Source organism: Paraburkholderia caffeinilytica (assembly GCF_003368325.1).
In the GTDB taxonomy this organism is placed as follows: Bacteria; Pseudomonadota; Gammaproteobacteria; order Burkholderiales; family Burkholderiaceae; genus Paraburkholderia; species Paraburkholderia caffeinilytica.
Window position 1 is genome coordinate 284,233 of the sequence record NZ_CP031466.1, and the last position, 16,530, is coordinate 300,762.

Sequence of the window (16,530 nt, forward strand, 5' to 3'; positions counted from 1 at the left end):
ATCAGGCGATACACGATGAAACGAGCTAACCGCTTCGTGATCGGCAGCAACTGGAGGTTGATGCTGAGCGACATGCAGATCGATCCTTCCGCGGTGCTGGCCCACGCGGGCTTGCCCGCTGATCTGTTCCTTCGTGGCGACATCGCGCTGTCACCGCCTGACTACTTTCGGCTATGGCGTGGCATTGAGCTGGCCGCTGGCGATCGGCAAGTAGCGTTGTTGCTTGCCGAACACTTCAAGGCCGAAGCCTTTGACGCTCCCATCTTCGCCAGCCTGTGCAGCCCGAATTTCAACGTCGCCGCCAGACGCCTGAGTCACTACAAGCCTTTGATTGGCCCGATGCTGCTGGACGTCGATCAGAGCCTGAAATCGACGCGCCTGACCTTGAGCCTTTATGGCGCCGAGGACCGATTCCCTCATTCGCTCAGTCTTACCGAACTGGTGTTCTTCTGCCAGCTGATCCGGGTCGGCACGCGCAAGCGCATCGTGCCGCAGGCGACTTGTGTACCCGAACTACCGCGAGACATCGCGCCTTATGAAGCGTACTTCGGGTGCCCGTTGCGCCAGGCCGACAGCACTGAGATTCGTTTCTCAGCGGCCGATGCGTCCACGCCATTCCTGACCTCGAATGCCGCCATGTGGGACTTCTTCGAAAGCAAGCTGAACCAGAAGCTAGCCGATATGGACGCTCGCGCTAGCACCGCGGAGCGGGTTCGTGCGGTGCTTCTTGAGGCGCTCCCCAGCGGTGAGGCGAGTATCGAAACGGTCGCTGAACGATTGGCAATGAGCAAGCGCACGTTGCAGCGCAAGCTGACTGCCGAGGCCGAAAGCTTTCAGAGCGTCCTGACGTCGACGCGGACCGAACTGGCCGACCATTACCTGAAACGGTCGGCGTTGTCGTTGGCGGAGATTTCTTTTCTGCTGGGATTTCAGGAACCCAACTCGTTCATCCGCGCGTACCAAGGATGGAAAGGGATGTCGCCAGGTTTCTTTCGAATGGAGGTCCATTGATTAGCGGACCGCACGCGGGCATGATCAGTCGTTGAGCCGCATGCCTTTCATCGGCGACAATCCAGTTAGCCAGTTACTCAGCAAGCGAGACAACACCACTTCTGCGGCATGACTTGCGACTTCTCATCCGTCATTCACGCATCTATTGCCTCAAAAGCGGCGTGACAACACGTTGCAGGCGCTCGGACGTCCAAACGGGAGATTTATCGTCCCACCCGTTGTCCGCCAGGAGACCCGTACGTCCGATCGTGAAGCTCACTGGAATGCGCCACATGCGCCCATAGTCGCCTGCCCAGGCGCTGCCCAGCAGACCCACTGGAAAGCTCAGGCTCGCGGCAATCTCGCGAACCGCAGACAGGTCGTCGGCTCCATCCAGACTGAACCCGAGCACTTGCAGACCCCGATCCGCATTGCGCGCGGCATAGGCGGACAACAGAGGCAGTTCGTCACGGCATGGTTCACACCAGGTGGCCCAGAACGTCAGAATGATCACGTTGCCAAGCAGATCGGCGGTGCTGATGTTTCGCCCATCCAGCGTATGAAGGACGAGCGACGGTGCAGGTTGACCAACGGCCAGCGTGGCGGCGCGGGTCGCCGACGATCGGCCCAACCCGCTCGCCGCTAGAGACAATGCAAGCACTGCACGCAACCACGCCCGCCGCGCGGTCGAAGTCGAGGGGGCGGAGTCTGTATGCGCCAGTGGCGCCCGCATTACGTCAGAACGCATAGCTCATCCCCACATTGCCGGTCCAGCGTGGAAACAACTGATACCCGTCGAGCTTGCTGTATATCGCGCGCTGCACGAAGCCATACACCTCGAGGTTTTTCCATACGTTGACGGTGATGCCGGGGCTGACGTAGACGACCGTTCCCGCGGTATTTGCACTGTCCGCGAGCGTGCCCTGATCATGGCTCTTGCGGGTCACGTTGATCTGCAACTGCGGAACCCACTTCGGGTTTGCTTCATAGCGCAGTCCCACGCTCAAGCTGGCCAGATTTCCAGGGCGATATGTCGCGCCGGGGTGATCGAGATTTTCGACGATTGCTGACTGGAATTGCCCGTTGATGAACGCGTCGAAGTTCTGGCTGATTGCCTGGTAATAGTAGGCGCCGACAATCAGGTCGGTACTGCCGGTGCCGGGCTGCAGGCTGGTGTCGAGCGCCTGGCCTGCTGCCGCATTGGGGCCGTTCGAGAAGAACACGGGATTGTGCCCAACGGTTGCACCCGTATCGACGTTCTGACCACCGTACCGGCCCGTGGGTAACTTGACACCAAGCTGCAATCCAAGGTTGTGCGTCGGCAGAAAACCCTGATAGCTGGCGATGAGCTTGATATCTCCCAGACCTTTGCTGGTTGCGCCGCTCACGTTGTCGGGTGTGAGCTGGTCCGTCGTCGCGTTGCCGTACGTCGTGTGGCTACGGTAGATGTAAGGAATGAGCGCGCTGAAATTCCAGCTCGCACTGGGGCTATAGCTGATGCCGAGATTGATGTATCGATTGATCGTCTGGCGCTCCACCTCCTGGCTGCCACCGGCGTCGTTGATGCTGGCGGGTTGTGTGTTCGACACTGAACCTGTGCCGCTGCGCAACTGGTTCTGGTTGATGAAGTCGTATTCGATGTTGATTCGCCAGCCTGGGGCGGCGGAATAGCCCATCGCTGCATCGGTGCTCAACGAGCAGCCGCAAGTGGCGCAGGCGTGAGCCGCACTGGGAACGATCGCGGCCATGACGAAAGGCAGCGTGCAGCGCAATAGCGCATTCTGGTTGGTAGACATGATTTCCTCTCCGCTTCACACGGATACGCGCCGACCCCTTCCTGAGTGGAAGGACGTGGATGTTTTCCTGAGACGACAGACTGCCGCGACGGCCTGATCACAAAGCAGGCTGACGCTTCAGTTGACAGAAGCAACGACTAGGAAAGGACGGGAGGAGCGCGAGGCCGGCCAGAGGGAAACGCGGCTGCGTGAGGGACAAACGGAGGCGGCGCCGATACTTGCGCATCCGCTAACGATAGTGTTGCAACGAGACCAGCCGGAGGGACGCCCGGCGCGGCTACATGATGAGCGAGGAAATCGCAGTATCCACATGCCGCGATCTTGTCTGGGAACGCATGGTGTGCGGCGGGAGCGCCACTGTCGACCGCCGAACAAATCGCACTGACCGGTTCGTCGGCGCGGGACGCAACGAGCAACTGACTCACGAGCGGCGCGAAAACGACGAGCCACATGGCGATGAGGCCAAGCCATGCGACAGCGTGTTGGTGGGCGCGGAGCTTCATGGGTAGTCAAAGATTTTCAGGACTCTGTCCATCGGATGGCGAGCCTTTATGGCGCTTTCCTTACGCCTGCCATCGGCCCGAGCGGGCCGGACCGGCTGGACAGATACCGAATCGGGTAACTGAAAGTCAGGGCCGTTTCGCGCGGAACAGAAAGCGCCCGCGATCAGATCGGCACTTTGATCGGCCGAAAGGGTTTGCGAGGCCGGTGGTGCGAGCATTGCCATCGGGATTGAAAGCAATCTGAGAATGCCGCCAATCTTCGAGTAGAAAAGGCGAGGCATGATCGTGACGGAATGACCGGCCAGCTAGTGTGTTGCAGACGATTATCGCGCGCGCCTTTGACGGTTCCGATGGGTAGATGCCCTACAAATAGGTAGGGAAAGAAGGGGGTATATTGACGCTTCGGGGGACCGCAGACCTTCAGCGGTTTAGAGCGTGAGGCGCTCATTCTGCTGCGTACCGATTCCGACCGGGCGCTCAAGGAGACATGACCATGACAAAGCTCATCGCACTGTACAAGACGCCGTCAAACCCGGATGCATTCGATGCGTACTACTTCTCGAATCATGTGCCGCTTGCCAAAACGATATCCGGGCTTCGGCGCTATGAAGTGAGTGCCGGGCCGGTCACGACCCCGCAAGGCGACGCTCCCTATCATCTTGCAGCAATCCTGAGCTTTGATTCGATGGATGCGCTGCAACAGGCGCTCAAATCACCCGAAGGCCGAGCGACAGCGGGTGATCTAGCCAATTTCGCGCAGGCCGGTGTCGAGCTTTTGGTATTCGATACCCAAGACGTTTAAGGCTGGATAGTGTCTCGGTCGCATACGTCAACGATCTGGCAATGCGCCTGGCACCGAATAACGCGACATTGATTTGCATACCTTGCAGTCCTATGCGGCGAACCAGTCGTGGGCGGCAATTGGGCCACCGGCTTGCTGCATGCGACCGCCTTCAACCAGACCGCCAAGATCCACGGGTGCGTAGCCAAAATCGTTGACGAGTCCGATCACCACCGCCTTTGCTTCCCTGTCGTCACCTGAGACGAAGATGACGCGTTTTCCGTCATGAAACACCGGACCTTTGCCGTAGTGTTCCATGCGGATGGCATTGAACGCCTTGACGACACGAACCCCTGGCGCGTGTGCCGCGACGATCTCGCTGGCGCCCATGCAAGGCCTGGGGAAATCGCGCAGTTTGACTGGCCGTGCTGCTCGGAGCGGTCCCGCATCGGCGCCCGCAGGGCGTCGATTTGGAGCGTCACGCGCGACTTCAGTTTGTGGACGGATTCAGCATCGGGGCGCTCCGGCGCGAGACGATCAGCTTTGCGTTCAGGTTTTGCACAACTTCGCCATGCTGATTGATCGTTCTGGAGCGCAGCACCAGCATTCCGCGATCGGTGCGTGAGCGGGATGGGATTAGCTCCACGACTTCGCTTTCGACATGCAGCACGTCGCCGGGGCGCGTCGGCATCTTCCATTCGATTTCGCCGCCGGCGCCGAGCACGCCGTTGGCCAGCTTCGGGCCACCTGAGACGAGCAGGCGCATGGTGATCGCTGCGGTATGCCAGCCGCTTGCGGCGAGTCCACCGAACATTGTGTCGCGTGCGGCTTCGTCGTCGAGATGGAACGGCTGCGGATCGAACTCCGCGGCGAACCGTTTGATATCGGCAGCGCTGACGTCATGCGTGCCGGTGGTGAAGGTGTCGCCGACCTTGAGGTCGTCGAAATAGAGCGTCTGCTGACTCATGACCTTGTCCTTTCAGGCTGGGGAGGGCGGGCCGATCGATTGATTTCGTTCGCTGTCCCACATCTCGCTTTTCCTGCGTGAGCGTCGGTCCTCTGGGGCGCTGGTGCGGCGCGTGCGGGCCGATGAACTTATCGTAGCCGTTGTGGCGGCGCGCTGTTTGCGTTTTCGTGCACGGAAGGTTGCTGTATGGCGCGCTTGCAGTCTTCGTCGAATCTGGGAGATGGTGCTGACAAGCCCAGTCAGGCTGCTGTGCGATGCAGCAATCCTGATCGTGATCTTGAGCGCCGGGCAGAGTCCGTGCTCGGCACCGCCGCGAACATCTTCTATACGGACTTTCATCAGAAGATATTCATTGGGCCCGACATTGAATTGGGCATTGATGGCGGAGGCGGTGAGCCAGCGATATCGCCGACAGACCAGGCAGCGCTTGCCCGACAGCGCAAGCCGCCTGCCTGTTCGTGCATGGATGGTTAATGCTGCACGGGAGCCGGCTGTTGGGCCGCGTCTGCTTCTTCGATCGTTGCGGATTTGGTTGACGCTCGTTTGCTAGGGCTGGGCTTCGTGGCTGCCGGTGTTTCCGTTGTTGCTATTTTTGATGCCTCTGCAAGAAGGCGCGCGGCACGGTTCGCGGTGATGCGGCTTTGAGGGACGCCCTTCGCATCGAGTGCGATTACCTGGTATAGCTCACGGTCACATTCGAGCTCCCGTTGATATTGCTCTGCTGTGTCGACGAGCAGTTCAAGCATGGTTTGTTGACGCCGTCTTTCGTCGCTTGTGATGGCAGGATTCCTACATATTGAGGACGAAAGTGTGATCAATGTGTTGAGTTGGCTCAACTGCCGGTTGCAGAGGTCGAAGGTCTGCAATGCAAGTTTCTCGTACTGGAGCGCGTCGACAGGCGGGCGTGAAGCGGGTTGGGATTGTTTTGTATTTGTGGAATGGCTGTTCATGGTGCGACCTCCCTGGTACTTCCTGGATCGCCCGACACTCGCTTGGGGTAGTGGGTGAGCGGGCACGTGGCGGGTTTGGAAGACCGGCTCTATACCATACCGGCGAGCCTCGCGGCTCCCCCACCACAGCCCGCCCATTGGAATATAGACGTGCAGAGGTAGACGCACGACCCGCGTGAGCGGGTGTGCGGGTATAGAGAACAGGCTTCCACACCTGACCGCCGGGTGTATCCCGATGGCTTGATGATTATAAATCAAGGCGAGGGCGTAGCGATCAACCAGGCGGGCTAAGTGTTTGCGTTTGGCTGATTGGATAAGGCTTCGGCATGAAGCCAAGCATAGCCAGCGACTGCGTGCTCACTGCGGTTTCCCCGCCTCCGCCTCTAAAGATTCAGAGTTGACCGTCGATATAAAGAGAAGCGCGAAACGGTCAAAAATAGTGAAAATCCATCGAACCTTACTTTTCTCGTTGTGGGCAGTCAGTCTTTCTGCGTACGCCAACTTCACCAAGCCCGTCGATATCAGCGCTGAATTTCTGCGTTACAGGCACTCCCCGCAAGCCATGGCAGTGTTTGGAAGCGACATCAGCGACGATCCCGCGATCGGAGCACCCGTGAGATCTGCGCTGTATTTTGAGCAGGCTAAGTTATCTGCCAAAACAAACCAGCATCTGAGCGCCATACGGAACTTCACTCGTGCGCTCGACCTATCCCCAACTGCGGCGGCCTTCATTTATCGCGGCATTGTGCACGAGCAACTTGGCGAAACCGACGCGGCCGCGCGAGATTTCACAGCGGCGCTGCAACTCGAGCATGACAATGTATACGCCTGGCTGGACCTCGGAAACCTGGCACTCTCGCTCGAGCAATATGACGTGGCCATCGGCAGTTTCAGCCATGCTATGGACAACGGCAAGCAAAGCGCGGACATCTATGTCTCAAGAGGCAATGCGTATCGTGCAAAGGGCGACGCGGAAAACTCACTTCTTGACTATGACGCTGCTATCGCACGGGCACCGTTCGATCCTCGCGCACATTTTGGAAAAGCGGTCGTCTTTTACAATATGGGCAATCTGGAAGGTGCCGAATCTGAGTTCAACACCACGTTGAGGCTAAACCCGAACGATCTGGATTCCATGCGGGGTCTGGCGATGGTTTTGCGCGATCAGCACAGGTATTCTGAATCGATAGCGACTTATACATCGGCCTTAAAAATGAAGCCTGGAGACGCGTTACTGATCAGCGGGCGAGCGTGGGCATATGAAGAAATGGGCGATTTACCGCACGCGATTTCTGACTATTCTCAAGCGATTGCACTTCAGCCGAATGACGAATTTGTGCTCCGGCTGCGGGGACTAGCCTACGATCATCAGGGCGACTACAGCAAAGCTATTGCTGACTTCACTCAAGTGACCCGGCTTGCTCCTAACAGCGCGCGAGGATACGCGCTGTGGGCGGATGCGCTTGAACATTCGCACCGCAGCGAAGAATCAATCGAAGTTCTCTCGCGCGCAATCCAATTAATGCCAGATGACGTGAGTCTTCGCTATGACCTTGCGGTCGTGCTGGAACACAGGGGCGACTACGCGTCTGCGATTCAGGAATATCAAGTCATCTTGCGGATCTCCCCGACGGATGTAGACAACCGTATCTGGCTCGCTGACGACGAAACCACGCTGGGTCGATATCAGGACGCTGCCCGCGACTACGAGATCGCCAGTCGTGCTGCTCCCGACAAAGGAACGCTTCTCTTTGGACGCGCGCAGTTGTCGTTTTACACCGGGGACTTTCGTCGAGCAGATGCGGACCTTGCAAGATGGCAAGACTTGCATCGACAGGGAAAGATCGATGCGTTGGCCACAACTCCGTACTATGTCGCCATCTGGCGACATCTTGTTGCGCTCAGGCTGGATGTCGACGATAGGACGGTCCTCGAGGAGGAGTCCGCGCATTTGGATGCGGGACGCTGGCCTTTCCCTGTGCTGGCGTTCTACATGGGTAAAGCGACTGCTGCGGCGTTGCAGTCGGCTATCAATCGTGGGGGCATACAGGATCGAGAAGGCGAGCTATGCGAAGCAGACGCTTATCTTGGAGAGTGGCGGCTGGCTCAAGGCGATGCGATCGGTGCAAGGCAGAGTTTTGACGCGGCGAGCGCAGAATGCCCGGTTGATTTCATCGAGAAGGTCTTGGCAAAGCAGGAGCTGGCGAGGATGGCGGAGGCGGTGAAGAAGTAGGGGACTTGCGATGGGGGGCTGGTTGTCGGCCATAGCTGACATTGGGGCGGCGCGGGCTCTATGTCAACTATCTGGCTGAATGCTGACGGGGTTAGTTTCGTCCTGCCGGACGGCAGCTTCCTGCATCACCAGTCTTCCCCTGAGCACCGCACTCGAATAACTACTGCTTGCCTTTGCGAGCATCGCTTCGCGGTCGAACCACGGTTTGTGCCAGTAGTGCATAGGCGGCGTTGAGTTGCTCGCTGTCGTCCTGCTGCCGGGCGATCACCTCGATGGCGCGAAGCAGATGCTCGGTAAGTGCAAACTCCTCCACCTTGCAAGCTCTCGCGAATGCGGCAAACACATCGTCGTGCAATGAGCGTCTCATGCCTACTTAAACCAGGGCGCGACTATCAGCCGCAACCATAGTGATGTGCCAATCGCGACTGAGGCGATGCGGTCGCACAGGCGATGGCACGCGACACTACACGGCAGTCCTGTGCGCGCTTCCACATCTGCGCGGTTTGGGACGGTCGTCCTCGAGAGCACGCGGTCAATCGGTACCACCAGCTCATTACCGATTAGCCGCTCGTTCTCCAGGATCTCATGGGTCGCAATGTGTTCGCCGAGGCTCACGACGCTGACCAGATCTGCGCCGATCCGATCAGGTGACCGGTGCGCCGCCACGCGACATCGCGGGCGAAGGCAAAGAGCTGGCCGACGGCGAGGACGTACAGCAGTTCGGCTCGGGCTTCGACGTCAGGAGTCCCGCTACTTTCGCTCTGCGATAGCGGCCGGGATCAGTAGCGCGCGAGCTGGCTGCCGTTGATCTGCACGCGGTCGCCCGGGCGCAGGTCGCCGGGCGTAGGCACGTTGAACGCGCGGGTTGAGCCGTCGCCTAGCTGCACGTCGATCTGGAATCCAGCGGGCTGCCCCATCTGTTGGCCGATCTGGTTGCCTGCGTAGGCTCCGCCGAGCGCGCCGATGACGGTCGCAGCATCGCGACCGTGGCCGCCGCCGATCTGATTACCGAGAACACCGCCAACCAGCGCGCCGACCACGGTTCCGGCAATGCCTGAGGTGCCCGTGGCGCTACTCAATGGCCGGATGCTTGAGATCGTGCCGAACTGCGTGCCATATTGGTTGCCGTATTGCGAGGGGTACTGCGAACCGTACTGGCCGTTGTTTTGCGTGTCATACGGCTGTTGCGGCGCAGGCAGTGGCGCGTAGGCGGGTTGCTGCACGGTGCCCGGTTGCGCGTAAGCGGGCTGGCTATACGTGGCGGCTGCATACTGGCCTTGGTAGCCTTGCTGCGCGCCATACGGCGTATAGCCCGGGGCAACGCATGCCGACAACGAAAGACTTGCTGCAGCGAGAAGCGCAGCGGTGAGGGCGGACCTGGTAGAGAGCATGGGCATCACAGTGTGGTTTGAATTGACGCCGCACACAGCAAACGTGACGAGGACGGCGATTGCGCCGCAGTATAAGGAAAGCCCGCGTGGACGTCTGCTGCGCGACGGTAACAACATGTAAAGTACGTTGCTGGGTGAATAGAGGGGCAAAAGCCGCGCGAATCCGGCTAGAATTCGTCTTGCCAATGAACCCGCCTTCGAGTGGGTTTTTTGTTGTCCTGCGTAATCCAACCCGGGCACGCGTTAATATTTTGGGGACCGTTCCATGACGAAACAAGCACTCGCACGGTTGGCACTTGCTGCCGCTGCAATCGGCCTGACCAGCGTGGTACACGCGACCGATGTCAATGTAGGCATCAACGTGGGTACCCCTGTCGTGGTCGCGCCGGCGCCTCCTGCCGCCATCGTCGTTACGCCGGGTTGGCATGGCGACCGCTATTGGGATGGCCATCGCTACTGGGAACGCGACGACTGGGAAAAGCACCATCATCATGATAAGGGTTGGCACTGTCCGCCCGGACACGCCAAGAAAGGCGAGTGCTAATCGGACTTCGCTTCCGGCCAGGCGTATAGCGTGAACGAGGCATGTGGATTCCGGAAGTACGTTGCTGCCGACGCCCATTCCTCGTCGGCAGCGCCGCAGATTCGAAACAAGTGTAATCATCTGTTAGCAGCGGGCATGCAAGCCTGTTTTTCCGCCAGAAAGTCACCTGCGCTTTGATACGATCCGGCCTTTCGTCCCTTGCGCAGCCATCGTGAATCACCCGTATGTGTCGCTATTTCGTGAACTCTGCGCACGCTGGGTGAGCCGTGCCCGCTCGATTGCCGCCACGGCCGGCGCGAAGGCACGCGGCCTTATCCGCGCGGCGCTGCACGGCGTTCGCCACCCGACCCGTCGCGGTATCGCACTGGCAGTTGCGATATTGCCGGCGCTGTCGCTGGCTTACACGCTGGCCCTGGTGCCATTCACACCTCGCCTCGGGGACATCCGTAAGGCTCGCGTCGATCGTCCCGCGCTGATGCTCTCCGCCGACGGCTACCTGCTTGCGGAGTTCAAGCCAGTCAATCGTGAATGGGTCACGCTCAGCCAGATTTCGCCGCACGTGGTGGATGCGCTAGTTGCCACCGAGGATCACCGGTTCTACGAGCACCACGGGATTGACCTCCAGCGCCTTGCGGCGGCCGCGCTCCATACGTTCACTGGCAGTCGCCAGGGTGGCTCCACCATCACCCAGCAGCTCGCACGCAACCTGTATCCGGATGAAATCGGCCGCGCACCAACATTGACGCGCAAGCTCAAGGAAGCGATCACTGCTCTCAAGATCGAATCCGTGTATAGCAAGGACCAGATCCTGGAGACGTACCTGAACACGGTGCCCTTTCTGTACAACGCATACGGCGTGGAGATGGCTGCCCGCACGTACTTTGGAAAACCCGCCGCAAAGCTGAATGTCCTCGAGAGTGCGACGCTCGTGGGGATGCTGAAAGCGAACACCACCTACAACCCGGTGCTCAATCCGAATCGCGCACTGGAGCGCCGCAACACAGTGCTCCAGCAGATGGTGAAGTTCGGCAAACTTGAACCGGGTGCATACGCGTGGCTCATGCGCCAGCCGCTCAATGTCAACTTCGAGCCCCAGTCCGAGGCTGTTGGCCCCGCTCCGCACTTCGCAGCCCAGTTGCGCAGGTGGCTGACTGCGTGGGCGGATCGCAACGACTACAACATCTATTCCGACGGGCTCGTCGTGCGAACGACCATCGATTCCCGGCTTCAGGCAATGGCAACGCAAGCGGTTGCGTGGCAGACCCGCCAGTTGCAGTCGATCTCCAACGACGCGTGGAACACGCGGACCGGCTGCTGGCCAGGTAACGCGCTGTTCCAGTCGTTCATCAGACAAACAGTCGAGTACCGGACTGCACGGGATACCGGACTGTCGGATCAGGACGCCATCAGGAAACTCGCAATGGACGCATCGTTTATCGATGGCCTCTGTCACAGCAAGACGCAGATTCAGGCCGGATTCGTCGCCATGGATCCGCGCAACGGAGACATCAAGGCATGGGTCGGCAGCCGCGATTTTCATGACGAGCCTTTTGATCACGTTCAGCAGGCACGACGGCAGCCTGGTTCCACGTTCAAGGTCTTCGTCTATGGCGCCGCCTTCGCGGATGGCGCACAGCCGGGTGACACGATCGTTGATCGCAACGTCTCGATCCCTTTGAAAGGCACTGCGGTATGGAAGCCGACTGACCCGGAACCGCCGACCAGCCGGCCGATGACGCTGCGTGACGCCCTCGCCTTTTCACGGAACCGCGTGACTGCCCAGCTCATGCTGCGGGAGGGGCCTGCAAAGGTGGCCGCGCTCGCGCGGGTGATGGGTGTGCGCGAGAGCCCGCTCGATCTGGTGCCGTCGCTCGCCTTGGGCACGAGCCCGGTCACGCTCAGGGAGATGGTCTCGGCGTATTGCACGATCGCGAATCGCGGCGCCTATGTCGAGCCGCGCATGGTGACAAGCATTGAGGATCGCAACGGCAACGTCCTCGCTGAATTTCCGGCCGCGCGATCGGAGCAGGCGCTGCCGGCCGCTGCAGCACTGAAGCTGGCCGACGTGATGCGCGACGTCGTCAACCGCGGCACCGGTAGCGACATCCGGACACGCTTCGGGATTCATGCCGACGTGGCCGGTAAGACGGGAACGACGCAGGACAACACGGACAGCTGGTTCATCCTGATCCACCCCCAGCTGGTCGCCGGTGCATGGGTGGGATTCGACGATGCACGCGTGACGTTACGCGACGACTACTGGGGTGAAGGTGCACACAGCGCCTTGCCAGTGGTTGGCGCATTCTATGACACAGCGCTGCGTGCGCGAGTTATCGATGCACACGAACAGTTGAGCCCAGGGAGTGTTACGCAGCGCGCACCTCGTGTGCGCAAGCGCCACCATTTCCTCTTCTGGAGTTTCTGAGGCACTGGTGAAGCACCGGCTTGCAGACTCGTGACGGCGATCTGCCACAGGCCGCCCGCCTGTGGCATTCGTGTCGCAAGTACTCGTTGACTATGTCGCCGCTCCAAGGATGCGATGGACCGATCAGCCACGAAGTGCGAGTGGACTGAAGCGAACCTGCTGGCCGGCGCGGCGTGCAGCATCTATCAAAGCCACGCTGGCGGGCGAGTCTGAGCGAGGAAACGCGTAGAAACGTGCAACCGGCAACGCGGGCAATCCTTGTTTGCGACCCAACTGGCACAGTCCTTCGACTCGCTGACTATCGGCGATGACCGTAACAGCAAAACCCGAGCGCGCCGCCGCGAGGCAGCCCGCCATGCTGCTGCTCTCGAACACCAACCGCCACGCCCGGCCCGCCTTGTTCAGGGCTGTAATCGCTGACTCCCGATAGATGCATGGATCGGGAAACACGGCCAGCGGCAACGGCTGGTCAGGATCCAGTGGTTGATCCTCCGAAAACGCCCAGATTAGCGGCTCTTCCCACAATAGTTCGCCGCCTTTTTCGACGCGGCTGCATTGCTTGCCGAACACAAGATCCAGACGACCGCGCTCCTGCTGGCGTAATAGATCGGCCGTGACGCCGACTTTCAGATCGATCGTCGCCTCCGGATGCCATTGGCGAAAACGCTGCAATACTTTGGGCAGCCAGGTTCCAGCAAAGTCTTCCGATGCGCCGACCCGCAGCAGCCCGCGCAGCGGCGCGCCGCGCAGTTTCGCGCGGACCTCGCGTTCCAGATCCAGGATATTGCGGCCGTAGGCGTACAGGGTGTCGCCGCCCTGCGTCAACTCAAGGCGGCGAGTCGTACGTGTCAGCAGGCTAACCCCCACGATCAGTTCCAGACGCTTGATATGTCCGCTCACAGCAGACGGCGTCAGCGCCAGGCGCTCAGCGGCCGTGGCAAAGCTGCCGCTGTCCACGACTTCGAGAAAGGTGCGCAGTAACACGGTATCGAGCGGAATACCGTCGGCGGTGGTCAGAATGTCCATCAGATAATTCGACACGAAAAATAATCAATGACTATTGATTATTCACCAATCGATACGAGAAGTCGAGCTATCGTGACACATCCCAGCCCCTGTTTTCATGAGGAGAACCATGAACGCCTACCGCCACGTCGCGACTGAGCGGCTCGACATCGCCTATCTGGAATGGAACCCACAGGGGCCGCGCACAGCGGTGCTACTGCATGGCTGGCCGGACAGCCCGCAGTGCTGGAATAGCGTAGCGCCCATACTGGCCAGCTCGGGTTACCGCGTGCTCGCGCCGGCGCTGCGAGGCTTCGCGCCCACCCGGTTCCGCGATACGGCCACGCAGCGAAGCGGCCAGTTGTCCGCGCTGGGCCGCGATCTGCTGGATTTCTTGGACATGCTGGGTCTGGAGCGGCCGGTTTTAGTCGGCCATGATTGGGGCGCACGCGCGGTCGCGAATGCTTGCGGCTTGCGAGACGGCGTGGCTTCACATCTGGCGATGCTATCGGTGGGTTACGGCACCAACGCCCCGGACCAGTTGTTGACGCTGCAGCAGGCGCGCAATTACTGGTACCACTGGTTTATGGCCACGCCGCGGGGCGAGCGCGTAGTGCGGGACGAACGCAAGGCCTTCGCCCGACAGATGTGGGACACCTGGGCGCCGGCCGGCTGGTATGCGGAGGCCGATTTCGACGAAGCAGCGCAGGCATTCGAGGGGGACGACTGGGCCGAGATCGTGCTCCATTCTTACCGTCACCGTTGGGGTTTTGTCGACGGCGACCCCGCCTATGCCGAGGACGAGGCGCGTCTGAATCCCGCACCGGCGCTATCGGTTGCAACGCTCGTGCTGCACGGCGGGGCGGACACCTGCAACCATCCCGATAGTTCCAGGGGACGGGAGGCTTTCTTCCTCGGGCGCTATGAGCGAAAGGTGCTCGATGGAGTGGGACACTTCCCGCAGCGTGAAGCGCCGCAGGACGTTGCCGATGCCATTCTGCAGTTCTGTCGATAAGACTGAGCGGAGGTGTGCCGTTTGGGGGCGACGTTGTGGGCGTTCGCGTGTCGACATTGCAGCCCGTTTTAGCGTTACAACGGACGTTCAAACGCACGTCATGAACGTCGCTTCCTGGCCGATGTCAGTCTCCCGGCCTACATTGATCGTCGCGATGTTGGCCGGTCGTGTCGTCAGTTAATCTGGATCGAAACTTCGCGGGTATACGTCCGGTATCGCGATGCGATTCTATAGTCGACTTCATCTTGCCCGAGATAATCGGAATTCGGGATGTAGTAGACCACTTTGCCGAGTACCGTTGCGCCGTCGCACGAGGCGGTCATGGATGCCGTATTGGCAAGTTGGAACGATTCGCTACGCACTTCGACACGTCCGTGCGCCGGTTCATGGAGGAACGTGAGATCGGGCGCCTCCCCGCCGACGCATTGCTTGCTCCACGTCGCATGCGACGACAGTCTCACCTCCTTGCCGGGAGCCGTCGAGATATGCGCTGACACGGAGGCCGATTGCGGCACTGCTGCGGTGGTGATTGAGGCTGCTGTTGGCGGCGACGCGGTGGCAGTCGCCGTGGTCGGAAACGAATCAATCACCGACGTGTGACCCATGCTCAAGGTAATGAGCGTAGGGTAGTCGTAAGCGGCACCCGAACCCACATCGACACCGACACCGATTGCGCCGCCGAATAGGAGGTTGCCGAAAGCCATTCCTTTCGTGTGCGATTTCACCGTTGCGAGTCCCGGATCAACGCCATCCTTCTCGCACTTCACGCTGAGGTCGCCATATGCGCGATGAACGGCCACCGAGCCTGGTGTCTTAACAAACCAGATACCTTTGCTATTCTCGAGTTTGCACGACGCACCAGCAAGCTGGTCACCGTCCTTCATCGTCTGCACTGACACGATCTGGTTCGTGCCACTTACGATCGATGCGCATCCAGAAAGCATCGCCATGGACAGCATGGTCCCCCAAATCCCGGTCTTCATTTTTCCCCGCATTGTGGTCAAATTGTTATTTGTAGCGTTTTGTTGCGTGCTGCGACGCCGAGAGCATTGTAGCGTTCGGCACCTCCATTCGCGAACGATCGCTACCGGACGTGGAGCCGACGCTCGGATGACCGTTAGGGCTCGCCGGCGAGCGGCCGGATTTGGCCGCACAGAGCCTGATGCGACAGGCACAACCCGACCCGTTACGGACCGTCACCACCCACGTACGAGTGGCCGGTTAACATCTCAAGGCGACCCTCGCATTGCGAGCAGTAGATCCCGCTAACATATGCTTTTATCTCAGGAGGTCTCTGCTCGTGACTACGATAGCCGATCGCCCCAACACCGCACTTGTCGTTATCGATCTTCAAAATGAAGTCGTCGCGAATGCATATCGACGTCATGAAGTGCTCGACGCAGTCAACATGCTCATCGAGCGGGCACGCACCGCGCACGTGCCGGTTATCTGGATTCAGCACACCGACGAAGACCTCGAGGCGGGCAGCGAAGCGTGGCAGATCGTTGCCGAACTTGCTCCGGCGCCAAGGGAAGCGATTGTCGAAAAAAGCTATCGAGACGCGTTTGAAGGCACCGATCTCGAGGAGGTGCTATCCAGTCTCGGAGTAGGCAAACTCATTGTGACCGGAGCACAGACGGACATGTGCGTACGCTCGACTCTGCATGGCGCACTCGCGCGCGGTTATGACGCGATCCTCGTCAGCGATGCCCATACGACGGATGACATGACGGAAAGGGGCGCGCCGCCACCGGATGCCGTGATCAGGCACACCAATCTGTACTGGAGCAATCAAAGGGCGCCGGGCCGCTGGGGCGGAGTCATCGAGAGTAAAGACGTCGACTTCACGCTCTGTGGTTCCTGAATTCGGCGAGCAACCCGGTCAAGCCGAATGCAACTGTCCGCTGGGCGGCCGACGTCCAGCGCAATT

18 protein-coding genes are annotated in these 16,530 nt (G+C 59.9%); 8 read left to right on the forward strand and 10 right to left on the reverse strand.

Going from position 1 to position 16,530, the window contains the following annotated elements:
• The first annotated feature begins 15 nt into the window (after positions 1–15).
• Positions 16–1,011: an AraC family transcriptional regulator gene (locus tag DSC91_RS01355; RefSeq protein WP_115776478.1), complete on the forward strand. Its 996-nt coding sequence runs from the start codon at positions 16–18 to the stop codon at positions 1,009–1,011.
• A 142-nt stretch (positions 1,012–1,153) separates the two neighbouring features.
• On the opposite strand, the gene DSC91_RS01360 is transcribed toward DSC91_RS01355, so the two are convergent.
• The 3 genes from DSC91_RS01360 to DSC91_RS01370 form a co-directional block, all read right to left on the reverse strand.
• Entirely contained in the window at positions 1,154–1,738 is a 585-nt protein-coding gene (locus DSC91_RS01360; RefSeq protein WP_115776479.1) for a TlpA disulfide reductase family protein, read from the reverse strand.
• Positions 1,728–2,738 carry a transporter gene (locus tag DSC91_RS01365; protein WP_373291974.1) on the reverse strand — a complete coding sequence of 337 codons (1,011 nt, stop codon included), beginning with the start codon at positions 2,736–2,738 and terminating at the stop codon, positions 1,728–1,730. Before DSC91_RS01365 ends, DSC91_RS01360 begins: the two co-directional genes overlap by 11 nt.
• Before the next feature lie 185 nt (positions 2,739–2,923).
• The gene (locus DSC91_RS01370) at positions 2,924–3,289 is read right to left on the reverse strand and encodes a DUF2946 domain-containing protein (RefSeq protein ID WP_115776481.1); all 366 of its coding nucleotides are present in this window, start codon (positions 3,287–3,289) and stop codon (positions 2,924–2,926) included.
• Positions 3,290–3,782: 493 nt separating this feature from the next.
• Here DSC91_RS01370 and DSC91_RS01375 point away from each other — a divergent pair, with 493 nt between their 5' ends.
• Positions 3,783–4,091, forward strand: coding sequence for an EthD family reductase (locus DSC91_RS01375; RefSeq protein WP_115776482.1), 309 nt, complete (start codon positions 3,783–3,785; stop codon positions 4,089–4,091).
• A 90-nt stretch (positions 4,092–4,181) separates the two neighbouring features.
• On the opposite strand, the gene DSC91_RS01380 is transcribed toward DSC91_RS01375, so the two are convergent.
• Positions 4,182–4,460, reverse strand: coding sequence for an NADPH-dependent F420 reductase (locus DSC91_RS01380; RefSeq protein WP_175172146.1), 279 nt, complete (start codon positions 4,458–4,460; stop codon positions 4,182–4,184).
• A 100-nt stretch (positions 4,461–4,560) separates the two neighbouring features.
• Positions 4,561–5,037: a MaoC family dehydratase gene (locus DSC91_RS01385; protein ID WP_115776483.1), complete on the reverse strand. Its 477-nt coding sequence runs from the start codon at positions 5,035–5,037 to the stop codon at positions 4,561–4,563.
• Positions 5,038–5,223: 186 nt separating this feature from the next.
• Between DSC91_RS01385 and DSC91_RS01390 the strand changes: the two genes are divergently transcribed.
• On the forward strand, positions 5,224–5,511 hold the full coding sequence (locus tag DSC91_RS01390; protein WP_115776484.1) for a hypothetical protein: 288 nt from the start codon (positions 5,224–5,226) through the stop codon (positions 5,509–5,511).
• Here DSC91_RS01390 and DSC91_RS01395 read toward each other — a convergent pair.
• The gene (locus DSC91_RS01395; protein ID WP_115776485.1) at positions 5,508–5,987 is read right to left on the reverse strand and encodes a hypothetical protein; all 480 of its coding nucleotides are present in this window, start codon (positions 5,985–5,987) and stop codon (positions 5,508–5,510) included. The genes DSC91_RS01390 and DSC91_RS01395 overlap by 4 nt on opposite strands.
• Positions 5,988–6,384: 397 nt before the next feature.
• Here DSC91_RS01395 and DSC91_RS01400 point away from each other — a divergent pair, with 397 nt between their 5' ends.
• Entirely contained in the window at positions 6,385–8,220 is a 1,836-nt protein-coding gene (locus DSC91_RS01400) for a tetratricopeptide repeat protein (protein WP_162831310.1), read from the forward strand.
• A gap of 160 nt (positions 8,221–8,380) precedes the next feature.
• On the opposite strand, the gene DSC91_RS01405 is transcribed toward DSC91_RS01400, so the two are convergent.
• A complete protein-coding gene (locus DSC91_RS01405; protein ID WP_115776487.1) occupies positions 8,381–8,575 on the reverse strand; it encodes a hypothetical protein in 195 nt (64 codons plus the stop codon).
• Positions 8,576–8,999: 424 nt separating this feature from the next.
• Positions 9,000–9,620 (reverse strand): outer membrane lipoprotein, encoded by a 621-nt coding sequence (locus DSC91_RS01410; RefSeq protein ID WP_115779637.1) that lies wholly within the window; start codon positions 9,618–9,620, stop codon positions 9,000–9,002.
• Between the two features lie 256 nt (positions 9,621–9,876).
• Between DSC91_RS01410 and DSC91_RS01415 the strand changes: the two genes are divergently transcribed.
• Together DSC91_RS01415 and DSC91_RS01420 are read left to right on the forward strand one after the other, a co-directional pair.
• Positions 9,877–10,155: a hypothetical protein gene (locus tag DSC91_RS01415; RefSeq protein WP_115776488.1), complete on the forward strand. Its 279-nt coding sequence runs from the start codon at positions 9,877–9,879 to the stop codon at positions 10,153–10,155.
• 211 nt (positions 10,156–10,366) lie between these two features.
• Positions 10,367–12,580, forward strand: a complete 2,214-nt coding sequence (locus tag DSC91_RS01420) for a penicillin-binding protein 1A (protein ID WP_115776489.1) — start codon at positions 10,367–10,369, stop codon at positions 12,578–12,580.
• Positions 12,581–12,703: 123 nt separating this feature from the next.
• On the opposite strand, the gene DSC91_RS01425 is transcribed toward DSC91_RS01420, so the two are convergent.
• Positions 12,704–13,606, reverse strand: coding sequence for a LysR substrate-binding domain-containing protein (locus DSC91_RS01425; RefSeq protein ID WP_115779638.1), 903 nt, complete (start codon positions 13,604–13,606; stop codon positions 12,704–12,706).
• Between the two features lie 109 nt (positions 13,607–13,715).
• Here DSC91_RS01425 and DSC91_RS01430 point away from each other — a divergent pair, with 109 nt between their 5' ends.
• Positions 13,716–14,600 carry an alpha/beta fold hydrolase gene (locus tag DSC91_RS01430; RefSeq protein ID WP_115776490.1) on the forward strand — a complete coding sequence of 295 codons (885 nt, stop codon included), beginning with the start codon at positions 13,716–13,718 and terminating at the stop codon, positions 14,598–14,600.
• Between the two features lie 173 nt (positions 14,601–14,773).
• Here the strand turns inward: DSC91_RS01430 and DSC91_RS37985 are convergent, their stop codons facing one another.
• Positions 14,774–15,583, reverse strand: a complete 810-nt coding sequence (locus DSC91_RS37985; RefSeq protein ID WP_208645727.1) for a hypothetical protein — start codon at positions 15,581–15,583, stop codon at positions 14,774–14,776.
• Between the two features lie 317 nt (positions 15,584–15,900).
• On the opposite strand from DSC91_RS37985, the gene DSC91_RS01440 reads away from it, so the two are divergent.
• Entirely contained in the window at positions 15,901–16,464 is a 564-nt protein-coding gene (locus tag DSC91_RS01440; RefSeq protein ID WP_115776491.1) for a cysteine hydrolase family protein, read from the forward strand.
• Positions 16,465–16,530 lie beyond the last annotated feature (66 nt).